The organism is uncultured Maribacter sp., from assembly GCF_947496775.1.
In the GTDB taxonomy this organism is placed as follows: Bacteria; Bacteroidota; Bacteroidia; order Flavobacteriales; family Flavobacteriaceae; genus Maribacter_B.
Genome location: NZ_CANMDU010000002.1, coordinates 94,220 through 117,018 on the forward strand (window position 1 = coordinate 94,220; position 22,799 = coordinate 117,018).

The following is a 22,799-nucleotide window of genomic DNA, read 5'->3' on the forward strand; positions in this document are numbered from 1 at the left end:
GCAGTTATTCCTTTTAAATGGATAATTGCAATTTTTAAATCAACCAAAAAAATGATAACAATAATAAAAAAAGCATTAGTTCTAGGATTTTTTTTAGTACTGGGTGCGTGCTCCTCAACCCAGAGCCTTCAAGAGTACTACGTAGATAATTATGAAAATCCTAATTTTATTTCTTTTGATGTACCAGCAAGTGTTTTGAATTTGGAGGAGGTAGATTTATCAGCTACTCAGAAAGAAGCAGTAAGCTCCTTGAAGAAGTTAAATATTTTAGCTTTTAAAAAAACACCTAAAAATGTGGAGGATTACACTGCTGAAAAGCTAAAAGTTAAAGCTATTTTAAAGAATAAAAAGTATACAGAGTTAATGAAAGTAAATACTAGTTTTGGAAAAGGTACTATTACCTATTTGGGAGATGATGATGCTATTGACGAGGTTATAGTTTATGGAGATAACAAAGAAAAAGGATTTGCTTTAATTAGGGTTTTAGGGAATAATATGAACCCAGCACATTTGGTGGAGTTAATAAAAGCCATGGAAAAATCTAATTATAAAGGAGAAGGCTTAGGAAAGCTTAAGGAACTTTTGGAATAGCTATTATGTATAGCATAATTAAAAAACCTGTTGTGATGTAAATTACAACAGGTTTTTTTTATTTCCATTAGTAGCTTTAATTTTTCGATAGCTCATTTCGAAAAGGTTTACTATTAAATAATGATAAATTTAATATGTAAAATTTTATATTTTAGTGACCTTCTGTATATATTCGTGTCTAAAATACTAAACACTAAAAATTTTTGAATTATTATGGAGAACACAGACGTTAGCTCTTGGATGAGTAAAGGAATGGAATTTGTTATGGAATATGGCCCTAAAGTTATAGGAGCTATTATTATTTATATTATTGGTTCCTGGGTTATAGGTAAAATTGTTAAAATTGCCCGTAAGGCAATGAATAAAAGTAATTACGAGGAATCTTTACAAAAGTTCTTATTGAACCTTATTGGCTGGGGATTAAAAATATTTTTAATTATCATGGTAATATCTAAACTTGGAGTGGAAACAACAAGTTTTGCAGCTATTATTGCAGCAGCTGGTTTGGCTATAGGTTTAGCTTTACAGGGGTCTTTATCTAATTTTGCAGGAGGAGTTCTTTTAATGATTTTTAAACCTTATAAAATTGGAGATTTGGTTGAGGCGCAAGGAACTTTAGGAGTAGTTAAAGAGATAGAAATTTTTACTACGAAATTAGTAACACCAGATAATAAATTAGCAATAGTGCCTAATGGAGCAATGGCTAATGGTAACATTATAAACTATACGGCAGAAGGTAAAATGCGTGTAGATCTTACTATTGGAGTTGGTTACGGAGAAGATATTAAAAAAGCAAAAGAAGTTTTAATGAATGTTTTAACGTCGGATCCTAAAGTGTTAAAAGATCCAGCTCCGTCTGTAAATGTTTCAGAATTGGCTGATAGCTCTGTGAATTTTGCAGTGCGCCCTTATTCTACTCCGGATGATTACTGGGATGTTTATTTTGGAACTTTAGAGAATTGTAAAATTGCATTAGATAATGCAGGTATTGAAATTCCTTACCCGCACGAAGTACAAATTAATAAGTAATATTAATTTATTTTTATAATTAAAAAGACCGCAAATTGCGGTCTTTTTTAGTTTTTCTTTTTTGATTCAAGAAGTAAAGTAATTATAGCTATAAAAAATATAACATAGGCTATATTCATTAAAAGATTTCCTGTTATAAAATTTAGGAACACCCAATGTAAAATTCTAACAGTACGTCCTATAAGATAAAATGCTAAAGCAATTACTACTAAATAATGCCCAGCTTTCATGTTAAATACCAGTATAGTTACTAGGAGTAATTGCTTTTAATTCTGTTTTAATAGCATCGGAAACTTCTAGAGAATCTATAAAGTTTGCCATAGAATTTTTAGTTATTTTCTCATTGGTTCTGGTTAAGCCTTTTAAAGCTTCGTAAGGATTAGGGTAAGCCTCTCTCCTTAAAATGGTTTGTATTGCTTCTGCAACAACGGCCCAATTATTTTCTAAATCTTGTTCAAATTTTTCTTTGTTTAAAAGTAATTTGTTTAATCCTTTTAAGGTAGATTGAAAAGCAATTAAAGTATGCGCAAAAGGTACACCAACGTTTCTAAGAACGGTGCTATCTGTTAAATCTCTCTGTAGTCTAGAAACGGGTAGTTTGGCGGATAAATGCTCAAAAATAGCATTTGCTATACCTAAATTTCCTTCCGAATTTTCAAAATCAATAGGGTTTACTTTATGGGGCATTGCGGAAGAACCAACTTCTCCTTTTTTAATTTTTTGTTTAAAATAATCCATAGAAACATAAGTCCAAAAATCTCTATCTAAATCTAGGATAATTGTGTTAATTCTCTTCAATCCATCAAACAAGGCAGCCATATGATCATAGTGTTCTATTTGCGTGGTAGGAAAAGAATGGTGTAATCCTAATTTTTCTTGTACAAATTTTTCTCCAAAAGCTTTCCAATCAATAGAAGGGTAGGCAACTAAGTGGGCATTGTAGTTACCGGTAGCGCCACCAAATTTTGCAGCACTTGGAATATCATTTAACAAGTTAAACTGTTCTTTTAAACGAGTAACAAAAACATTAATTTCTTTTCCTAGACGAGTAGGGGAAGCAGGTTGTCCATGTGTTCTTGCTAATAGAGGAATAGCATCCCACTCTTTAACTAATGCTTCAAGCTTTGCTATAACCTCTAGGTATAGAGGAACATAAACATCATTCATAGCCTCTTTTATAGAAAGTGGTATTGCTGTGTTGTTTATATCTTGAGAAGTTAATCCAAAATGAATAAATTCTTTATGTTCACTTAAGCCTAAAGTATCAAAGGCCTTTTTAATAAAGTACTCTACCGCTTTAACATCGTGGTTGGTTACTTTCTCTATGTCTTTTATTTCTTGTGCGTCTTTGGCATTGAACTTTTTATAAATATCTCTTAAAGCATCAAATTTAGAAGTATCAAAACCATCTAATTGCGGTAATGGAATTTCACATAAAGCAATAAAGTATTCAATTTCTACTCGTACTCTATATTTAATTAGTGCTTCTTCGGAAAAGAATGGAGATAAAGAATTAGTTTTACTACTATACCTTCCGTCTATAGGGGAAATTGCATTTAGTTGCGTAAGTGACATTTGCTTATGAATTGATTAGTAAATTACAAGGCGCAAATATACTTATAAGTTAAGGAGTTTAAAAGTCTATAAAAGTTTAATCTGATGTTGTTTTTTGAGTATCTGTTATAAGAAAAGCTTACTTTATTTTTTCTAATGTCATTCTTGCTCTTGCTTTATAGGCAGCACTTCCATTGGCGTAATTTTGTTCTAGCACTATGCGCAGTTCTGGGTAAATCCAATCGTACTTACGACCCAATAATAATAAGCAAGTCATTGAATAGGCTTGTGCAGCTACTTTGTGGTCTCCAATAAGCCAATCGAAACAATTGGCCGTAATGCGTTCTAAATGTTCATTAGTTAGGTGCTTTTTAGTTGCTGTTTTTTTTTGCGAGAAATAAGATGTTATTAAGTACTCGCAAATTTTGGCCATAGGACGAACGGCAGAATCAAAATGTACTTTATGCAAAGAAGCGGTAAAAGAATCTAAATAAGGAAAAAGATAATCTAGTTGTTTTTTGGCGGTAAATTCTAGTACCCAACATGCTCTACAGGAAATAGGATTGTCTATTGTAAGGGCAATAGAGAGTAGATGGGGTATTAAATGTGGGTTAGTAAGAATTAAAGTAGCCATTTCTTGTCTTTTTTCTCTAGAGTGGTTAACATAATCTAAGGATTTAAAAAGAGCTTCTTTATTCATAAAAAATTGTATTTTTAAGGGAAATTTGTTTCCCCAAATGAAAATACTAAAAAAAACTGCAATTATCCTACTGGTTGCTTTTGTTGCTATCCAGTTTTTTAGACCAACTCAGAACATATCACATGGTGATCATACCAAACAATTTCTTGTTGAGACTAACCCTTCAAAAGAAGTGAAGGTTATTTTAGAACAAACGTGTTATGACTGTCATAGCGATAATACCAATTATCCCTGGTATAATAATGTTGCTCCTGTCTCTTATTGGTTATCCAACCATATTAAAGATGGTAAAAAACATTTAAATTTTTCAGAATGGGAGAACTATTCTAATAAGAAAAAAGACCATAAATTAGAAGAGGTTTTAGAAACTATAGATACTAGTGAAATGCCTCTAAAAGAATATATTTGGACACATGAGCAAGCCAAACTTTCTGAAGAGCAAAAAAAGTTGATAAAAGAATGGGTGCTTCGTTCTAGAGCATTGTATCAATTAGAGAATTTACAATAGTAGGAACTCCTTTTGTTGCAGAATCTTTTATAATTGTAAGCAAAGGAAAGTCATTTTCTGTAATGCTAGGTTTTGGGTCTACAAAATAAATCGGAGTTTTTCCGGGAATGTAATTTATTAACCCAGCGGCAGGATATACTTGCATAGAAGTGCCTATAATGATTAAAATATCGGCATTTGCAGTAATTTCTATTGCATCTTCCATCTTGGGAACATCTTCTCCAAACCATACAATATGTGGTCTTAATTGGGAGCCTTTACTACAAAAATCTCCTATCTCAACATTTTCTTTCCAAGGAAGTATTACGTTTTTATCTATGGTACTCCTTACTTTTAATAGTTCTCCATGTAAATGGGTAACATGTTTACTTCCAGCACGTTCATGTAAGTCATCTACATTTTGAGTTATAATATGTACATGAAAATAATCTTGTAAAGAAGCTAATGCATAATGTGCAGTATTCGGTAGTACTTGCAATAATTGTTTTCTTCTTTGATTATAAAATTCTAATACAAGAGACGGGTTATTCTTAAAGCCTTCTGGGGTGGCTACCTCCATAATATCATGGCCTTCCCATAAGCCATCTGCATCTCTAAAAGTTTTTATACCACTTTCGGCACTTATTCCGGCACCAGTAAGAACAACTATATTTTTCTTCATAAAGAAGCACTTTTTAATTCAATAATTTATCTATTACAGAATTACAAAAAAAATGATAATAAAACCTAACTTTTATAGTAATACGGATTAAATACTTTACAAGTCTTCTAATTTCCAAGTTCTTACCCAATCATACTTTGTAGTTCTTTGCTCTTCAGTTCCAGTAGCAGTTAAATCGTTCTCTGGCTCAATAGGGTTCCAATCATAAGTTTCCATTGCCATGGTTATGTGACCTTCTAAATCAAAATCTGTTGAAGGCTTAATCGTATAAACATACTCTCCATCTAAGTAAAATAATATTTCTGTAGGCGATTTCCACCAACATCCATATACAAAATATCTGGAATGATTTTTATCCTCTAAATCTTTTTTTCCTGGTCTTTGCACGGAGCTATTAATATCACAAGTTCTTGCGTGTCTCCAGGTATTAGAGTGATATATATTATCCCATTCTTTTGCCCATGAATCTGTTCCACTATGTGTTCTTCCTACACATTCTTGAATATCTAGTTCAAGTTTTCTGAAAGGTCCTGAATTACAATTTTGAGGAAAAGCTATCCAAAATGTTGAAGACATTACTGTTTCATTAGCTTTCATCCTAGCCTCATAGTAATAACCAGATATAGCTTTAGTTTTGGAACGTAAAATTGCACCTCCATGAGTCCAATTACGACTATTACTAGTTATTGGTGTTTGTAATTTTTTTACCATTACATTTAAGGATCCACCTCCTACAGAAACATTATCAGGTTGAAAAAGTGCTGGTTCTCTACCATACCACCCAAATTGATCTTGAGAAGGGTCTCTAAACCACTTAGAATCATCGAAAATATCCGTATTAAATTCATCTGACAATTCTGCTACAGAAGTCCATTTTTTTCCTGTTGGCGTTGGATCATCTCCTATAAAATAAGGCATGTTTTCTGAAGGATTATTTCTTGCTACTATTACATCAAAACTACAAGAAGTAGTGTTTCCGGCTGCATCAGTAACAACAAAAGTATTTGTAGTTGTTCCTACAGGAAATGATTCTCCCGACGCTAAACCAGAGGTTTGTCTTGTTACTGCACCAGCAATATTATCTGTTCCTTCTGGAGTAGTATAAGTTACCATAGCATCTTTAGCTGTAGTATCTATATTTACATTTATGGGGTCTAAACATGTTATAGAAGGAGCTATAGCGTCTTTTTGCTCTTCTTCTTTTTCATCATTACTACAAGAGATACTAGATATAAATAAAAGCGTCAGTAAAATTTGCGAAAAATTATTTTTAAACATTGGAAGAGAGCTTTAATTAAATTGTAAAGTAATATAACTAAAAGAGATTAGTTTTTCTCATATGTTCTATAAAAAGTAATAAATGTTCCGTTTTCTTAAAAGAACTTTTTTATACCTTAGATGTATGATAGATGAAAAACTCTTGGCTTATTTAGAGGAAATTGTAACTCCGGAACGCGTAGAGCGTTTTAAAGTAATATTAGAGGAACGAACAAAGTATATAACGGTAGCTATTGAAGATGTTTTTCAAAGACACAATATGAGCGCTGTAATACGTAGTTGTGAAGTTTTTGGAATTCAAGATGCGCATGTTATAGAGAATAGAAATGCAAAATGTTTGGATGAAGAAATTTCTATGGGAGCCCAAAATTGGGTAGATATTCACGAGTATAAAGATACTTCTAGTTGTATTGATAGTTTACGTAAAAATGGATATAAAATAATAGCGACAACGCCACATAATGATTCTTGTTATTTGGATGATTTTGAATTAGACAGTAAAACAGCTCTCTTTTTTGGGACTGAAAAAGACGGGTTGAGTCAAGAAGTCATTGAGAGTGCAGATGGCTATTTAAAAGTACCTATGGTTGGTTTTACGGAGAGCTTAAATATATCTGTTTCTGCTGCTATAGTATTACAAAGTTTAACTAATAAGCTTAAAAATAGCAACTTAGATTGGAAGCTAACTGAAGAAGAAAAATTAGAAAAACGGTTAGATTGGAGTAAAAAATCCATTAAAAGTATTGATGCTATTTTAAAGCGTTATTCTGAAAAAGGTTAAATTTTTATTACTTTTAAAGGAAACCACTAAAACCAACACAAAAATGAATACACTAGTTTATATCATCGTAGGGATTGTAGTACTGTTGCTAATTTTAAGTTTAATAGCACCAAAAAGGTATAATGTTTTTAGAAGCATTGAAATTAACAAGCCTAAATCTGACGTTTTTGAGAATCTTAAATACTTGCAAAAGCAGCAAGAATGGTCGCCATGGGCAAAAAAAGACTCAAATATGGAGAAGAAACTAACAGGAAAGGATGGCGAAGTTGGCGCTATTAGTTATTGGAATGGTAATAAAGAAGTAGGGGAAGGGGAACAAGAAATTACTAAAATTATTGAAGGGGAGAGAATAGAAGGTGAGCTTCGTTTTCTAAAACCTTGGAAGTCTACTTCAGATTGTTATTTTGATGTGGCAGATGCTGGTCAAGGAAGTACAAAGGTTACATGGGGATTTTCAGGAAAAAATAAGTTTCCAATGAGTATTATGATGCTATTTATGAATATGGATAAGGCTGTTGGTAAAGATTTTGAAGACGGTTTAAGAGCTTTAAAAGAGCAATTGGAGGAAGAATAGGCATATATAGTTTAGGTTTAAAACTTTAATAGCCGAAGTAATTGTAATTTTCTTATCCAGATGAGGTTAAAGATTACTATAATATTGCTTTTTTTTTGATATGAAGATTAGCTATAAGATTCAGCAACTCTATTAAGAGTAACAAACCTTTTGCTCGTGGTATAAAATTTAAAACCGCAATTTTATCGAAATTTTAAAGTTATACTTAAAGTTTTGTTTCCTTTAATTCCCGAATATGAAAAAAATAGTTATTCTAGTATTACTGTTGGTATTTTCAAAAGCTGTGAAAGCTCAAAGTACCGATTTAGACCGAGAAACTATAAAAGTTTCTTATGTTAAATTACCAACAAACCCTGTAAAAGATAAAAACTTACGAACCTATTCTGTAAACACAAATAGTGTACCTACTGCAGAAAGTGCCTACCCTAGTAAAGTAATAAATGAGAGCATAATTATAGAAGGGTTTGAGAAAATCAATAGGAACGGTACTATTGATGTTCAAATTCAGGTAAACGATATAATTATTGAAGGAGTAAAGTATTACGAGACTGAGGATATAAAGAAAAATAAAGAAGGTAAGGTAATTAGCAGTCAGAAGTATTACCAACCTATTATTCATTATAGAACAACAGCTTCTTATTATGTGAAAGATCAGAATGGCAAACGTGATGAATATACTATTTCTGATAAAGGGAATTTTAAGGCATCTAAATATAAAACAAAAAAAGAAGGAGAAAATTACGTGTCCACTAATATAGAATCCCTTAAAAGCCAATTTATAAAGAAATTTGCAAGAAATATTCCTTCCTCCGTAAACTATGAACTTAACAACCAATTTGGTTATCATGCACAAGAACAGGTTGGAACTAATTTATGGATACTAGATTCAAAAAAACATCCCGAATATACTGCACATAAAAAGGCTTTAAAACAAGCCCAGGAAATTTTTGCTACAAGTAAATATAATCAGTCTATTAGTGGGTTAAAAGAAAAATTAGAACCCGTAATGGTATATTTTAAAAGTGTTATTCCTAAATATACCGACCCCAAAAAAAATAAGCATAAAAAAATGAGATATGCCAGTTACTATAACTTGGCAAAAATGTATTATTATTTGGATATGCCAGACGAAACCTCAAAGTATGCTAATAAGCTTATTGAGAACGGGTACGACAAATCTGACGGTAAACAATTAGCGGAAATGGCCGAAAATTTAAAAGAAAAATTTATTGTGAATAACGTTACTTCAAGGCATTTTGAGGTAAACACGGCGGATAGCACATTCGATGATACTGTAGTAGAAACAGAAACTGTTATTGAAGCATTACCTATTGTTAAAGAGTTTGAAACCGCATATGAATCAACAGGTTCCTTGGAAGAAGATAATAAAATGTCTATTTCCATTTTACGAACGTTAAAGAATGTATTTGCAGGTGAAGGTAGTTATTTGGGATATTATCCAATTGAAGCAGAAATTATTACCGATGCTGCATCAGGGAAAGTAACAGGGCAAAAATTCATAGTACCTACTAATGATCAGGCCTATAAGTATATTACTTTTGTTTGGGATGGTAATTTCTTAGCACATGCACTTGTAGATACATATAGGATTGATTTATTCTGGAAAAACAATCAATTAGCAGGAGTAAGAATTGATAGCTTTCAAAATTTTGATTTCACTATTCGTTACGACATGGATAATAACCCAATTTACTTAGAAGGTCACCAGGCAAGTAATAATGATATACCAAGTAATTTTGATATAACCTATATCGATGGAAAAATAACAGAAAGTGTTAGAAATACGCAAGGTATGTTTAAAAATTACGTTAGTACAGCCAAAATATTTAAATATAACGAAGATGCTATTGAGGTAAATACAACAGTATATAAAAGGGGAAAGGCTCGGGAAACTAAAAATGAAGTGAGCAGTTTAACTATGACATATAATGTGGTTTCTGATAGTGAGCTACAAATCACTACGAATTTTGGAAAGTCTGGGAGTACACGTGTTAAAAGCTTTATTTATAGACCAGATGGAAAAATGAGAAGAGTAAGTAACAATGAACAGCCCTATAATTCTATAAATACAACGGATAACATATATGAAGGTGATAAGCGGGTGAAGCAAATATTTTTTTCAACGTTTAAAGGGGAATTTCACACGAAATCAATAATTAATTATAAAGATTTTGACAAGAAACCTGGGGAAACGGAAGATAAGTGGAGGAATGGTAAATACTTTTACGATTCCAATGGCATTCTTGTTGAGGAAATACGTGACGGCAAGTACAGGGAGAAAATAAATGGACTATGGTCTGGCTGGAAATATATGAGTTATTAAATTAGGAGATTTCCTTAACTATGTAAGTCTATTTGTGTATAGCATAAGTATAAAATAAATAGTAGTGTTAGTGCGGATTAATTGTATTTTATGAAGAAGTTTTAAGCTGTTTTTTCTTGGTTCAACGTAAGACACATGCGTTCCATTCCTTTTAATTCTTCTTTGAAAAGTGGTATTTCTAATCGTGTTTTGCTGTGAAATTCGAATCCTAGTTTTTGATAGAAAGCAATCGCGTTTTTATTGGAGTCTATTACACAAAGAAAAATCAACCTCTTTCCTTTTTTCTGAATTCGATTTATTATTTCGGTTAACGCTATTTTCCCGATACCCATTCCGCTATATTTTGGAAGGATATATATTTTTTCCAATTCGCTATTAGCTAATTCAGATAATTTTAATGATGATTTATTATTAACCTTTGCAAAACCAATGTTTTTTGAATGCTTGCAAATAAAGAAATATTCATAATTTGTATTATTTAATTCGGCTTTTAGTCGTCTTTCACCAAACTCTTGTTCTAGATAAAGTTCTAATCCATTTTCAGTCCAATGGTCTGCAAATATGTGAGAATACGAACTTTTACATACTTCTTGCAACTCGAAAATATCACTTTGATTAACTTTTTTTAACTCCATATAATCCTCATTACGCATAGATTTTGTTGTTGCGCGTTTATTTATCTGTTTGTAATTCTTATATTCTTGAACCTTTAATCAGAAGCCAAAGCATAAATACTAATTCGCCCAATGCTGTAAATATACTAAAGCTTGTATTGAGTTCGGAATATAAAAATTTAATAGGACTAAACCGAAAAACCATTCTTGTTTATACGATTTTACATAAAACAACATACGTTCCGAAATATGTTCCGGAGAACTTGTTTGAAAGTAGGAATTCCCCTTTGTCAGGGTAAAAACCTTTACCCAATTCGTTACGGCCAGAAGATAAATCGCAGTGTATAGTAACCGAAATCAAGCCGTTACTAAATATACAAAACTTTTTTAGTTAACACGTAGTAGCTTTGTTTTAGATACGATGTTTTGTGCCGTAGTAACACGTTGGAGTAAGTACTGTTAGGTTCCTTTTTTTTCTAGGAGTAAAGTCTATTTATACGACAGTTTCGCAAGATATAATTAACAATAGACGATTAGTTTAAAATATCCTTTTTATGAATATTATACATTTCTAATAAACCAATAAATCCTTTTTTTATTTTATTCACTTCAGTCTGTGGTGAATTCTTTTCCAGAAAAATTGTTATACTAGATGCGGCTTCTCCACTAAAATGTTCTCCAGTTTTTATGTTAATTTTTTTCGTTTCAATAGAATTGTTCGGGAAAAATATTTGAAAGTATTTACTTTTATCTGTTTGTTTGATTGTTATTCTTGAATACTCTTTCGCGGTCAAATAACATGCTGTTGAACAAAGTTCGCCTGCTGTACAGAATTGTATCAATTTAATTGTTTTCTTATTATTAAAGTCTACCTCTTCCAGTAAGTAGTTGTAATTTTTTTTGATATCATATAGCTTATGTATGTCTATTTTTTTACTTAAAGATAGGAGCGCCTCTGCTTTAGTTTGACTTGAACATTTTGCGTAAACAGATAATAAAAAGAATGCAATAAAGAAATTTTTCATAGTACAGGATAATGTTTTTTGCGTATTGTTTAGAATAGTAGAAGACAAATCATTAGAGCAAGCTATACGGCATTTAAGAAACCTATTAGTGGGTTTTAAACTTACAAAAGACTTGTAGATTATTTTCTTTTTTTACCTCTATTAAGGACTTTAAAATCCTCATAGCATCCGCTTATGGCATCTAAAATTTGCAAATCATTAGCAGTAGTTATAAAAGATTTAGAATAATTGCAGTTGTTTAATATGTCTTGTATATCTACTTTTTCAATTTGTAATAACTCCATTAACGTTTCTCTATCAAATTTAGATGCGAGGAGGTTTCTAATCTCGTCGTCTTCTTTCATTTGTCTAAGTTTCTTCATTTGGTTTGGTTTTTTTCCAAATAAATTACGAAGTAAGTCAGCCGGGTTTAAGATCGCCCCAAGTACTTTTGTAACGGCACTAGGATTTTTATTTCCGGCTTCATATCCAACAGATAAACCAGAGATGCTATATTGGTATGCATTGTTAATGGGTAAGTTTTTTATGTCTATTTCTAAATATCCTGTAAGTTGGTATGGTGTTACAATTACTTCTTCTAAAGCGTATGCTAGTTCTGTAAGAGAAACTTTGGTATTCTTGAACTTAAACATATCATTTGTTACTCTAATTTTTTGAGATTTAAAACCTAAGAAAGAAAAATACAAGGTGTCATTTACTGTAGCGGCAATAGTAAACTCTCCTTTATTGTTTGTGATGGTTCCTTTTACTTTATTTAGGTTTACAATATGCACACTTTCCATAGCGGCATCTGTTTGGGCATTAATAACAATGGCTTTAATTTCAGTTTCGGTATTTGTTTCTTCTTGGCTATAAGCGATGCAAGAAATAAAACAAAAAATAATAAGCAACTTTTTTCCCATAGTTCTAAAATACGGCAATATACACGCAAACAAAAAAAAAATACGCCGAAGCGTATTTTTTAATATAGGTTTAACTAAAAGAAGTCGGTATTTCTCTTTTTGCTTCTTCTTTTTCCAGAGAATGTTCCTCCTCCGCCTTGCGAAGAACCACCATCTCTTCTTTTGTTTCTTCCTCCGCTACGGTCTCTATCTCTTCCACGATCACGACCGCCGCCACCGCCGAATCTTCTTCCTCCGCCGCCTCTTCTTCCGCCACCAGGATTTTTAGAAACTTCCACATTTACAAAACGGCCATCTACCTTAAATTCTGTAAAAGTAGAAAGTACTTGTTCTGTTACAGATGCATCTGTATTAAAGAATGAAAAGCTCTCTTTAACATCTACTTTAAAAACATCTTCTTTTCCTAAATTAGCTGTTTCTCTAATAAAATCTTTTAAAGACATCCAATCGTAATCGTCTTTTTCTCCTACGTTGATAAAGTAACGTACAGAACCACTTGTTGGTACTTCTCCACCGCGTTGTCCTCTTTCGCGACGTTCACCTCTTTCTCCTCGGTCGCTAGAACTTGAGTTTAAGTCTTTAGCTTTGTTGTAGTAGTTATAGAATCTGGTAAATTCTGCAGAGACAATCTTTTTAATAAGTTCTTCTCTTTCTATACCAGCGAAAACATCATTTATAGCAGGAAGATAGCTTTCTATTTCTTCATTAATTTCTGCATCTTTTATTTTATTAGCTAAGTGGTACAGTTGAATTTCACAAATTTCCATTCCAGTAGGAATAGTTTTAAGGATAAATTTTTGATTTATCTTATTTTCAATTGCTCTAATTTTCCTAGTTTCACTTCTGGTAACAAGAACCATGGAGATACCAGATTTGCCTGCTCTACCTGTACGACCACTACGGTGGGTATAGGTTTCTATTTCATCCGGTAATTGGTAATTAATTACGTGGGTAACATCGTCTACATCAATACCACGAGCGGCTACATCTGTAGCAACAAGCATTTGTATTTGCTTTTTACGGAAAGAGTTCATTACCAAATCTCTCTGGTTTTGACTTAAATCTCCGTGTAAAGCTCCGGCGTTATAACCATCTTCAATAAGCATTTCTGCAACGCGTTGCGTATCTCTTTTAGTTCTGCAAAAAACAACAGAAAATATACCCGGATTTGTATCTGCTAATCTTTTTAAAGCAGGGTAGCGGTCTCTTCCGCTAACTTGGTAATACTCATGTTGCACTGTAGATGCTCCAGAATTTTTTGCACCAACCGTAATTTCTTTAGGAGAATGCATAAATTTTTTGGCAATAATAGATACTTCTCTAGGCATAGTTGCAGAAAACAACCATGTAGATTTTTCGTCAGGAGTATTAGATAAGATGTCTTTAATATCTTCAAAGAATCCCATATTAAGCATTTCATCTGCTTCATCTAAAACACAATAATCTATTTTGGTAATGTTTACCAAACCACGATTAATCATATCTTTCATACGACCAGGAGTAGCTACAACAATTTGAGCGCCTCTTTTTATTTGTCTGGCTTGGTCTGTAATGCTAGCTCCTCCATATATGGCTACTACATTTACATTTTTTTCGTATTTAGAATATAGTTTTAATTCGTTAGTTATTTGCAAGCACAATTCTCTCGTCGGAGATAAAATTAATCCTTGCGTAGTTCTACTGTTGCTATCTATTTTTTGAATAAGTGGAAAACCAAAAGCAGCTGTTTTTCCTGTTCCAGTTTGCGCTAAGGCAACTAAATCGGTTTCATCTTCTAATAGAATTGGAATTGCTTTTTCTTGAACTTCAGAAGGTTTCTCAAAACCTAAATCTGAAACAGCGTCTAATAAGGACTGATCTAGTCCTAAATCTGTAAATTTTGTCATAATGAATATATGTTAATCGCAAATATGAATGTTGCATAGAGCGATTTACCATTGTAACCCATTTAGACTCAGCGCAACACATGCTATACCAGCGGCGTTTAATAAAGGTGCAAATGTACTGTAATTAATTAGATTGAGAAAATACTACTTTTAAATTAAGTTAGAGAGCTATGAAAGAGCTATAAACACTGGGTTTTGCTGCTTTTTTTGTATTAATAAAGAGCCTTGTTTAAGTGTTCTATTAATTGTGCTATAGCTTTTCCTCTGTGACTTATTTGGTTTTTAGTTGTTAAAGGAAGTTCAGCAAAAGTTTTGTTATAACCTTCGGGTTTAAAAATAGGGTCGTAACCAAAACCTTCTAAACCATCTTTGGTTTTTGTTATTTCTCCTTTTGCTATTCCCTGAAAAAGAGTTTGGGTATTGTTTATGTTTAGAGCAATTACAGTTTTAAAATATGCAGAGCGATTTGTTTTTTCTTTTAGTTTTTTTAGAAGTAAATTCATATTGTCTTCAGAAGACTTTTGTTCTCCTGCGTATCTTGCAGAATATACACCGGGCTCTCCGTTTAAACTATGTACTAATAAACCTGTATCGTCAGCAAAGCAAGGTAGATTGTATTTTTTTGTAATATAATCTGCTTTTAGTTGGGCATTGCCTTCTAAAGTGTTTGCTGTTTCTGGTATGTCTTCTATGCAACCTATATCTTTTAAGGAGAGTAGGGTTATATCTTCTGGAACTAAAAGTTGTACTTCTTTTAGTTTATTTAAATTATTAGTAGCAAATACAAGTTTCATAAGGATAAAATATGGAGAGCAAAATTTGGGTTAGATGTTCTTGTTCTAGAATCAAAAATAGTAATTTTATGAAATGAAATTAAAAATTCCTCCAGTAGTTGTCCTTTTTGTTTTTGGATTACTAATGTATCTTCTTGCTAAATTCTTGCCTTTTGGATATTTTCATTTTTTTGGAAGAATGTATATGGTGTATTTTTTATTTACGATTGCTTTTTTGATTGGACTTTTTGCCATAATTCAATTTTTTGTGAATAAAACTACTATAGATCCAAGGAATCCAGATAAAGTGTCTAGTTTAGTTGTTTCTGGTTTGTATAGGTATTCTCGTAATCCTATGTATTTAGCTTTGTTGTTAATTCTTTTTGGATGGTGTATTATTTTAGGAAATGCGTTTAACTATATTCTTGCAGTAATTTTTGTGCGTTATATGAACCGTTTTCAGATTTTTCCGGAAGAGAGAGCTCTTCGTAAAAAATTTGGAAAGGAATATGCATTGTACTGCTCTAGAGTAAGAAGATGGTTTTAGAAAGCTTATATTTTTGCTTTATTAGCAATTTTGCTTATATTTTTATATATTAGCATTTTAACTTATAATTATGATAGCAATTATAACAGGAGACATAATAAATTCAGGGGATTATAACTCTGAAGAATGGATACCTATACTAAAGAGTCACTTGAGTACAATAGGTAATACACCTGTAGATTGGGAGGTTTACCGCGGAGATGAATTTCAGGTTAAACTTCCTGTGGAAAATGCATTAAAAGAAGCTATTCATCTAAAAGCATTACTTAAATGTGTTAAGAATTTAGATGTACGCATGGGGATAGGTTTTGGTGATGAAACTTATGTAGGTAATGGGGTTACAGAGTCTAATGGATTAGCTTATCAACGCTCCGGAAGAACATTAAATCTGTTAAAGCAGGCAAAAACTAATATAGCGGTTGCTACAGGGAATACAGGAATTGACGAGACATTAAATTTAATGCTAAAACTAGCATTAGATTTTATGGATGATTGGAGTGTTGTTTCTGCTGAAATCGTTAGTATAGTTCTAAATAATAAAACAACATCACAGAAAGAAATAGCAAAACAATTAGATATACGGCAATCCGCTGTTAGTCAAAGATTAAAAAGGGCTAGGTTAGATTTGGTTTTGAATCTGCTTAACTATTACACAAAAATTAGTAAAGAAATAAAGTATGATACTTTGGATTAAATTATTCTTAGCGCATTTAATAGGAGATTTTATTATACAGCCATCTAAGTGGGTAATACATAAGGAGGCTAATAAAATAGCTTCTAAATTTTTGTACACTCATACATTGGTACATTTTGTAGTTACAATGCTCCTTTTATGGGATATTAGTAAATGGTACATAGCATTAATTATAGCTTTTTCTCACTTAATAATAGATGCAACTAAGTTATATATAGCACCAAGATTTAAGAATAATAGTATTCCCTTTTTTGTGGACCAATTTTTTCATTTGTTAGTTCTTTACGTTTGTGTTTTTTATGATGATTTGTATGGACAAACATGGAGCTTTTTTCAAAACTTAGATTGGGGGTTGATAACAGCTATAGTATTTGTTAGTTTTCCGGCGGCAATAATTATGTCTAAATTGTTGGAGAGTATGTCTAACCAAATACCCGTAGATCATAAATCCCTTCCCAACGCGGGAAAGTACATTGGTATTATAGAACGGCTATTTGTATTGTTGTTTATTATTTTGGGTAGATGGGAAGTTATAGGTTTATTAATAACAGCTAAATCGGTCTTTCGTTTTAATGATTTAAAAGAAAGTAACAATAGAAAACTTACAGAGTACATTTTAATAGGAACACTAATAAGTTTTGGACTTGCTATTTTAACAGGATTAGCTTATTTACACATAAAGTAATAGGTAATGAGGGGTAAAATAATAATTATTATAATCTTTTTTATGACTTACGTTGGCTATTGTCAAACACAGTATCTAGAATCGTTTGATGGTACCCAAATTGCTTATACAGATGAAGGGAAAGGAAAAGTAGTTTTGTTAATTCACGGATTTATCAATTCTGGCGCTTCTTGGGAAAAAACACTTTTAAAACCAATGCTTTTAAAAGAAGGTTACCGCGTTATTGTACCAGATTTGAGAGGAACAGGTTCGTCCGATAAGCCTCAGAAAGATTCAGGGTATATAAATGATGCCGAAGTAAGAGATTTAGTATTACTGATAAATAAGCTAAATATTAAAAAATATAAAGCTGTTGGTTATTCTAGGGGAAGTATAATACTGGCGGAATTGTTGACTCAAGATAAGCGAATTAAGAAAGCTGTTATTGGGGGAATGGGATTAGATTTTACGAACAAAGATTGGTCAAGACGTATATTGTTTGCTAATGCTTTTAGAGGGGATACAAACTCAGAAACAAAAGGTGCAGTAGATTATGCAAAATCTATTAATGCAGATTTACAATCTCTCCATTTGCAACAAAAGCACCAGCCATGCACTAGCTTAGAGGAACTTTCAAAAATAAAAGCTAAAGTTTTAATTATAGCGGGGGATTTAGATACAGATAATGGCAGTCCGTTAGACTTGCAAAAAGAAATACCTAAGAGTGCTATAAAAATTGTAAACGGAGGGCATAACGACACTGTAAAAACATTAAATTTTGCAACAGAAATCCTTGATTTTTTATAGGATTATTAAAGATAGGCTAGTCATATTGATGCATAAGCTAAGGCCTAAAAGTATGCTTTACTAGGTAGTAAAATAACTTAATAGGCCTTCTCTAACTAACTTCGTAGTATATTCAGGATGCACATCTGAATATAATTTTATGTCTATTTATTCGCTAGGGCGATAGTTCATTAGGTTTTATTTTCTTAACGATTGCGTCGAAATAATAAAGGATATTTCCATTTGTCTTGGCTAGATAATTTTTATTAATGTGGAAAATCCTTATTGCAAAATACAATGTGTTATATTGATACAACATTACGAAAATTATTTCAATGTATCATTATGACACAATAAAATATTTATATTTGTTTTTATGAAAGATGAGTTTTTTAAAAGTATGAATGCCGTAATATCTAAGTGTTTGCCTGGAAACTCAATAGATTGTGTAGTTTTTGGGTATGAGAATTATCAGTTAAAAACATTGCTTTTAAAATGGAAACAAGAAGATTTGTGGTCATTGCCTGGCGGCTTTATTTATTTGGATGAAGATTTAGACGCTGCAGCTGTGCGTGTTTTAAAGGAAAGAACGGGGGTAACTTCTATGTTTTTAGATCAGTTCTATACATTCGGAGAAAAAGAAAGGTCCAAAATGAATTCTAAGATTATTTCTGCAAGATTTAGTAATTATACACAGCAAGATTTATTTGGCAAAAATAACTTTGTAGAATGGATAGATAAAAGATTTATAACTACAGGTTATTTGGCACTTGCAAATATTGAGAAAACTCTTGTAAATCCAGATGTTTTTAGTGAAAAGTATGCGTGGGTTAATGTACATAATTTACCAGAACTGCTTTTGGATCATAATAAAATAATAGAAAGAGCATTGCATCAATTGCGCATTCAGTTAAACTACATGCCAATTGGCATATCCTTATTACCAGAAAAATTTACCATGCAAGATGTTCAAAAGCTATATGAGGCTATTTTACAAAAGCCTTTAGAGCGTAGTAATTTTCAGCGTAAAATGTTGAAATTAGATATTTTTAAAAGAGAAGAAAAACAACTAACAGGAGCTGCAAATAAAGCGCCATATTTGTATAGCTTTAACAAAGAAAAATATAACGAGTTGCTTACCCGCGGAATTGGTTTTAATTATTAACCTTTAAGGAGCTTTTTTAAATAAATTACATCAAATTGTAATCATTTTGTTTTATTTACCTTTTCGATTAACATCGGACAGATTTTATTTTTATTTTTACAGCTTAATTTTTTTTAAATGAATACTGCTTTGGAAAGAAAATACGTTTTCGATTTTGATAGTACTTTAACAAGGGTAGAAGCTTTAGATGTTTTAGCTGAAATGACTCTAGAAGGACAATCTAATCGTGAAGAGGTAATAGATGAGATTCAGAAAATAACCAACTTAGGAATAGATGGGGATATTTCATTTACAGAGTCGTTAGAAAGACGAATAAAACTTTTAAATGCGCACAAGGATGATTTAGCGCCTTTAGTAGAAGAGTTAAAGCAAAAGATCTCGAAATCTATTGAATCTAATAAAGAATTTTTTGAAAAATTTTCGAAAGATATCTATGTAATTTCTTGTGGGTTTAAAGAATTTATAGATCCCATCGTGGCAGAGTATAATATCCCTGCTGATAGAGTTTATGCTAATACATTTAAATTTAATGCGGAAGGAAAAATAATTGGTTTTGATAATGATAATGTATTATCACAACACAATGGAAAAATAGATTGTCTAAAACAAATGAACCTGGAAGGAGAAGTTCAGGTGATTGGAGACGGCTATAGCGATTATGTAATGCGCGAAGCAGGAATAGCAGATAAATTTTTTGCTTATACCGAAAATGTGCATAGAGAAAAAGCAGCAAATAATGCTGATTATATTACACCTAACCTAGATGAATTTTTATTTGTGAACGATTTGCCAAGAAATATCTCATACCCAAAGAATAGAATTAAGATTTTATTGTTAGAAAATGTGCACCCAGATGCTTTTAAAAACCTTTCTGAAGAAGGTTTTTCGGTAGAATTGGTAAAGCATAGTATTCCTGAAGAAGAATTAATAGAGAAAATTAAAGGAGTACATGTGTTAGGAATACGTTCTAAAACACAGGTAACAAAGAAAGTGTTAGATGCTGCGGATAAGCTATTAGTTGTTGGTGCCTTTTGTATAGGAACAACCCAAATAGATTTGTTGCATTGTAAGAATAAAGGTGTAGTTGTCTTTAATGCTCCTTATAGTAATACGCGATCTGTTGTGGAGTTAGCAATTGGGCAAATAATTATGTTAATGCGCTCTGTTTTTCAAAGAAGTTCAGAAATTCATTCTGGTCAATGGAATAAAACAGCTGCTAATTCTAGAGAGGTAAGAGGAAAAAACCTTGGAATTGTTGGCTACGGAAATATAGGAAAACAACTTTCTGTTTTAGCTGAAGCTCTTGGTATGCGTGTTTATTATTATGATGTGGATGATAAGCTAGCACTAGGTAATGCTACAAAATGCAATACTCTAGAAGATTTGTTGTCTATATCAGATGTAGTTACTCTTCATATTGATGATAATAAAGCGAATAAAAATTTCATTGGAGAAAGGGAAATTAACCAAATGAAAAAGGGTGCAATGTTAATTAATCTTTCTAGAGGGTTTGTAGTAGATATTAAAGCTTTGGTGGCATCTCTTAAAAGCGGAAAACTAGGAGGAGCCGCTGTAGATGTTTATCCTGAAGAACCTAGAAGTAATGGAGACTTTCTTACAGAATTACAAGGGTTACCAAATGTTATATTAACTCCTCATGTTGGTGGTAGTACAGAAGAGGCGCAGCGAGATATAGCTGATTTTGTTCCTAATAAAATAATGGATTATATAAATTCGGGAAACACAGTGGATGCGGTGAATTTCCCTAATATAAGACTGCCAAAGCAAAATAAGGCACATAGGTTCTTACATATTCATAAAAATGTGCCTGGCATTATGGCTAAAATAAATGAAGTGTTAGCGAAGTATGAAATGAATATATCGGCACAGTATCTTTCGACGGATAATGAAGTTGGTTATGTAATTTCTGACTTAGATAAAGAATATGATAAAGAAGTTCTTAAAGCACTTAAAAAAGTAGACAACACAATTAAATTTAGGGTTCTGTACTAATAGTTTAATTGTAATTAAAATTAAAAGCTAGATAACGTAATTCGTAATCTAGCTTTTTTTTATGCTCTTTAATCGGTACACATTGAAAAAGTAGAATTACACAACATTTTCTTGTCTCTAGGAAATTATCCCTGTAAATTGTACGAAAAATCTGATTTAATAAGAATGAACATTATAATTAGCATAATAAAAAAGTTTTTTAAAAGGAATTATAAAAAGGGATTTAACGCGTATTACTTGTTAGTGTTAACTATAATTCTTTTAACAATAGGAACACAATCTATTGTTCAATACTCTTTGGCTAAACAAAGTTCCGATACGGTAGTGGTTAATATTGCGGGTAGGCAGCGTATGTTGTGTCAAAAAGTGGTAAAAGAATTTTATAATTGTAAATATGGGGATAAATGTGAGTACGGAGATTTAAAATCCGCATTGACATCTTTAAAGAGAATAGATGATGATTTGCAAAATGGTAATGAAAACATAGGGATTCTTCCTTTGAGAAATGATGATATTAAAATAAATTTTGTTTTATTAAAACCGTATTTGAATGGGATATATGAGGCATTAAATAATGAGAAGAATTTTGATGATGTTTCCATTAGTGATTTAAAATATAATGAAGAAAATTTCATTAAAGTGATGGATGAGATAGTTTGGCAATTTCAAAAAGAGTCAGAAAAGGATATTAAAAATATGATGATTTTAGAAAAATATTTAGCCATATTGTCCGTGATAGTAGTTTTAATCGAAATTGTTTTTATAGTAAACCCAATAATAAATAGAATAGTTAAGCAAAATAAAAAGTTAGAAGAAATAGCTTGGCACCAATCACATGCTTTTGCTAATCATGTTAAAAATATTAAAGACCATCAATACGTATTAAAGGTAGAAAAGGATACAGAAAGACAAAAAGAAATAATAAAATTTGTGGTAGAAGAATTGGATGGGGTAGAGGAGGTTTCTCAATTTATGGTAAAAGCTTTAAAGAAGGCATAATTTTCTCTCGCTAATTGGTTTAATTGTTCCATAAAATATGCTAAAGTCTATTTTTACTATTGTCTACAAGGCCATCGGAAATACCTTATTTATGGTGATAAGGCTCATTTTTTAAAATAGTGAAACCTCTGTAGATTTGTTCCACTATAAATAAACGTACCATCTGGTGCGAAAAAGTCATTTTGGAAAGACTTATTTTGTCATTCGCTTTTTTATATACAGAATCACTAAAACCATAAGGCCCTCCGATAACAAATACTAATTGCTTGTTACCTGCATTCATTTTTTTCTGTAAATACGAAGAAAAGTCTACAGACGATAATTGTTTCCCGTTTTCGTCTAATAAAACTAATACATCAGTAGGAACTATTTTTTTTAGTATAAGCTCTCCTTCTTTTTCTTTTTGTTGTTTTTCAGATAAGTTTTTTGCATTTTTTATATCCGGAATAATGTCTAAATCAAACTTAACATAGTGTTTTAAACGTGTGGTGTAATTGGTGATTAGCTCTTGGAGTTGTTCGCTATCCGTTTTTCCAATTGTTATTAGTTTTATTGTCATGTTTCAAAGTTAAATTATTTTAGTAAATAACCATGATATGGTATAAAGACAGAAAAAAGAATATAAAAAAATCAATTCAATCGAAGTATCTTGGAATTAAACCTACGAGGGGGGATTGAATGGTATATGTTTTTTAGTAATTTAGCATAAAG

At 31.7% G+C, this 22,799-nt stretch carries 23 protein-coding genes; 13 read left to right on the forward strand and 10 right to left on the reverse strand.

Annotated elements, in window-relative coordinates; genetic code table 11:
- Nucleotides 1-51 precede the first annotated feature (51 nt).
- Nucleotides 52-591: a DUF4252 domain-containing protein gene (locus Q0856_RS04915; RefSeq protein ID WP_298503184.1), complete on the forward strand. Its 540-nt coding sequence runs from the start codon at nucleotides 52-54 to the stop codon at nucleotides 589-591.
- A gap of 213 nt (nucleotides 592-804) precedes the next feature.
- Entirely contained in the window at nucleotides 805-1,620 is an 816-nt protein-coding gene (locus Q0856_RS04920; protein ID WP_298476706.1) for a mechanosensitive ion channel domain-containing protein, read from the forward strand.
- Between the two features lie 231 nt (nucleotides 1,621-1,851).
- Here the strand turns inward: Q0856_RS04920 and purB are convergent, their stop codons facing one another.
- Together purB and Q0856_RS04930 are read right to left on the reverse strand one after the other, a co-directional pair.
- Nucleotides 1,852-3,195, reverse strand: a complete 1,344-nt coding sequence (gene purB, locus Q0856_RS04925) for an adenylosuccinate lyase (protein WP_298503186.1) — start codon at nucleotides 3,193-3,195, stop codon at nucleotides 1,852-1,854.
- A gap of 118 nt (nucleotides 3,196-3,313) precedes the next feature.
- Entirely contained in the window at nucleotides 3,314-3,874 is a 561-nt protein-coding gene (locus Q0856_RS04930; protein ID WP_298503187.1) for an adenylosuccinate lyase, read from the reverse strand.
- Nucleotides 3,875-3,911: 37 nt separating this feature from the next.
- On the opposite strand from Q0856_RS04930, the gene Q0856_RS04935 reads away from it, so the two are divergent.
- Nucleotides 3,912-4,382 carry a heme-binding domain-containing protein gene (locus Q0856_RS04935; protein WP_298503189.1) on the forward strand — a complete coding sequence of 157 codons (471 nt, stop codon included), beginning with the start codon at nucleotides 3,912-3,914 and terminating at the stop codon, nucleotides 4,380-4,382.
- On the opposite strand, the gene Q0856_RS04940 is transcribed toward Q0856_RS04935, so the two are convergent.
- Nucleotides 4,348-5,043, reverse strand: a complete 696-nt coding sequence (locus tag Q0856_RS04940) for an NAD-dependent deacylase (RefSeq protein ID WP_298476694.1) — start codon at nucleotides 5,041-5,043, stop codon at nucleotides 4,348-4,350. The genes Q0856_RS04935 and Q0856_RS04940 overlap by 35 nt on opposite strands.
- Nucleotides 5,044-5,139: 96 nt before the next feature.
- Nucleotides 5,140-6,321, reverse strand: a complete 1,182-nt coding sequence (locus Q0856_RS04945) for an HYR domain-containing protein (RefSeq protein ID WP_298503191.1) — start codon at nucleotides 6,319-6,321, stop codon at nucleotides 5,140-5,142.
- Between the two features lie 124 nt (nucleotides 6,322-6,445).
- On the opposite strand from Q0856_RS04945, the gene Q0856_RS04950 reads away from it, so the two are divergent.
- The 3 genes from Q0856_RS04950 (at nucleotide 6,446) to Q0856_RS04960 (ending at nucleotide 10,020) form a co-directional block, all read left to right on the forward strand.
- On the forward strand, nucleotides 6,446-7,102 hold the full coding sequence (locus tag Q0856_RS04950; protein ID WP_298503193.1) for an RNA methyltransferase: 657 nt from the start codon (nucleotides 6,446-6,448) through the stop codon (nucleotides 7,100-7,102).
- Between the two features lie 43 nt (nucleotides 7,103-7,145).
- Nucleotides 7,146-7,676, forward strand: coding sequence for an SRPBCC family protein (locus tag Q0856_RS04955; RefSeq protein WP_298503195.1), 531 nt, complete (start codon nucleotides 7,146-7,148; stop codon nucleotides 7,674-7,676).
- Nucleotides 7,677-7,911: 235 nt separating this feature from the next.
- Nucleotides 7,912-10,020 (forward strand): hypothetical protein, encoded by a 2,109-nt coding sequence (locus tag Q0856_RS04960; RefSeq protein ID WP_298503196.1) that lies wholly within the window; start codon nucleotides 7,912-7,914, stop codon nucleotides 10,018-10,020.
- Between the two features lie 101 nt (nucleotides 10,021-10,121).
- Here Q0856_RS04960 and Q0856_RS04965 read toward each other — a convergent pair whose 3' ends face one another.
- From Q0856_RS04965 to Q0856_RS04985, 5 genes are all read right to left on the reverse strand, one after another.
- The gene (locus tag Q0856_RS04965; RefSeq protein WP_298503198.1) at nucleotides 10,122-10,673 is read right to left on the reverse strand and encodes a GNAT family N-acetyltransferase; all 552 of its coding nucleotides are present in this window, start codon (nucleotides 10,671-10,673) and stop codon (nucleotides 10,122-10,124) included.
- A 494-nt stretch (nucleotides 10,674-11,167) separates the two neighbouring features.
- Nucleotides 11,168-11,659: a hypothetical protein gene (locus Q0856_RS04970; protein ID WP_298503200.1), complete on the reverse strand. Its 492-nt coding sequence runs from the start codon at nucleotides 11,657-11,659 to the stop codon at nucleotides 11,168-11,170.
- A gap of 119 nt (nucleotides 11,660-11,778) precedes the next feature.
- Nucleotides 11,779-12,561 (reverse strand): carboxypeptidase-like regulatory domain-containing protein, encoded by a 783-nt coding sequence (locus Q0856_RS04975; protein WP_298476677.1) that lies wholly within the window; start codon nucleotides 12,559-12,561, stop codon nucleotides 11,779-11,781.
- A 74-nt stretch (nucleotides 12,562-12,635) separates the two neighbouring features.
- The gene (locus Q0856_RS04980) at nucleotides 12,636-14,447 is read right to left on the reverse strand and encodes a DEAD/DEAH box helicase (RefSeq protein ID WP_298476674.1); all 1,812 of its coding nucleotides are present in this window, start codon (nucleotides 14,445-14,447) and stop codon (nucleotides 12,636-12,638) included.
- Nucleotides 14,448-14,659: 212 nt separating this feature from the next.
- On the reverse strand, nucleotides 14,660-15,241 hold the full coding sequence (locus Q0856_RS04985; RefSeq protein ID WP_298476670.1) for a non-canonical purine NTP diphosphatase: 582 nt from the start codon (nucleotides 15,239-15,241) through the stop codon (nucleotides 14,660-14,662).
- 73 nt (nucleotides 15,242-15,314) lie between these two features.
- Here Q0856_RS04985 and Q0856_RS04990 point away from each other — a divergent pair, with 73 nt between their 5' ends.
- From Q0856_RS04990 to Q0856_RS05020, 7 genes are all read left to right on the forward strand, one after another.
- Nucleotides 15,315-15,767, forward strand: a complete 453-nt coding sequence (locus Q0856_RS04990) for an isoprenylcysteine carboxylmethyltransferase family protein (RefSeq protein WP_298503202.1) — start codon at nucleotides 15,315-15,317, stop codon at nucleotides 15,765-15,767.
- A gap of 70 nt (nucleotides 15,768-15,837) precedes the next feature.
- Complete coding sequence (locus Q0856_RS04995) at nucleotides 15,838-16,461, forward strand: SatD family protein (RefSeq protein WP_298503204.1); 624 nt, start codon at nucleotides 15,838-15,840, stop codon at nucleotides 16,459-16,461.
- Nucleotides 16,445-17,146 (forward strand): DUF3307 domain-containing protein, encoded by a 702-nt coding sequence (locus Q0856_RS05000; protein ID WP_298503205.1) that lies wholly within the window; start codon nucleotides 16,445-16,447, stop codon nucleotides 17,144-17,146. The genes Q0856_RS04995 and Q0856_RS05000 overlap by 17 nt, the downstream gene beginning before the upstream one ends.
- 6 nt (nucleotides 17,147-17,152) lie before the next feature.
- Complete coding sequence (locus tag Q0856_RS05005; RefSeq protein ID WP_298503207.1) at nucleotides 17,153-17,932, forward strand: alpha/beta hydrolase; 780 nt, start codon at nucleotides 17,153-17,155, stop codon at nucleotides 17,930-17,932.
- 355 nt (nucleotides 17,933-18,287) lie between these two features.
- Entirely contained in the window at nucleotides 18,288-19,076 is a 789-nt protein-coding gene (locus Q0856_RS05010) for an NUDIX domain-containing protein (protein ID WP_298503208.1), read from the forward strand.
- 117 nt (nucleotides 19,077-19,193) lie between these two features.
- Nucleotides 19,194-21,089 (forward strand): phosphoglycerate dehydrogenase, encoded by a 1,896-nt coding sequence (serA, locus tag Q0856_RS05015; RefSeq protein ID WP_298476653.1) that lies wholly within the window; start codon nucleotides 19,194-19,196, stop codon nucleotides 21,087-21,089.
- Nucleotides 21,090-21,254: 165 nt separating this feature from the next.
- Nucleotides 21,255-22,088 (forward strand): type IV pili methyl-accepting chemotaxis transducer N-terminal domain-containing protein, encoded by an 834-nt coding sequence (locus Q0856_RS05020; RefSeq protein ID WP_298476650.1) that lies wholly within the window; start codon nucleotides 21,255-21,257, stop codon nucleotides 22,086-22,088.
- 85 nt (nucleotides 22,089-22,173) lie between these two features.
- On the opposite strand, the gene rlmH is transcribed toward Q0856_RS05020, so the two are convergent.
- Nucleotides 22,174-22,647 carry a 23S rRNA (pseudouridine(1915)-N(3))-methyltransferase RlmH gene (rlmH, locus tag Q0856_RS05025; protein WP_298503210.1) on the reverse strand — a complete coding sequence of 158 codons (474 nt, stop codon included), beginning with the start codon at nucleotides 22,645-22,647 and terminating at the stop codon, nucleotides 22,174-22,176.
- Between the last annotated feature and the right edge of the window lie 152 nt (nucleotides 22,648-22,799).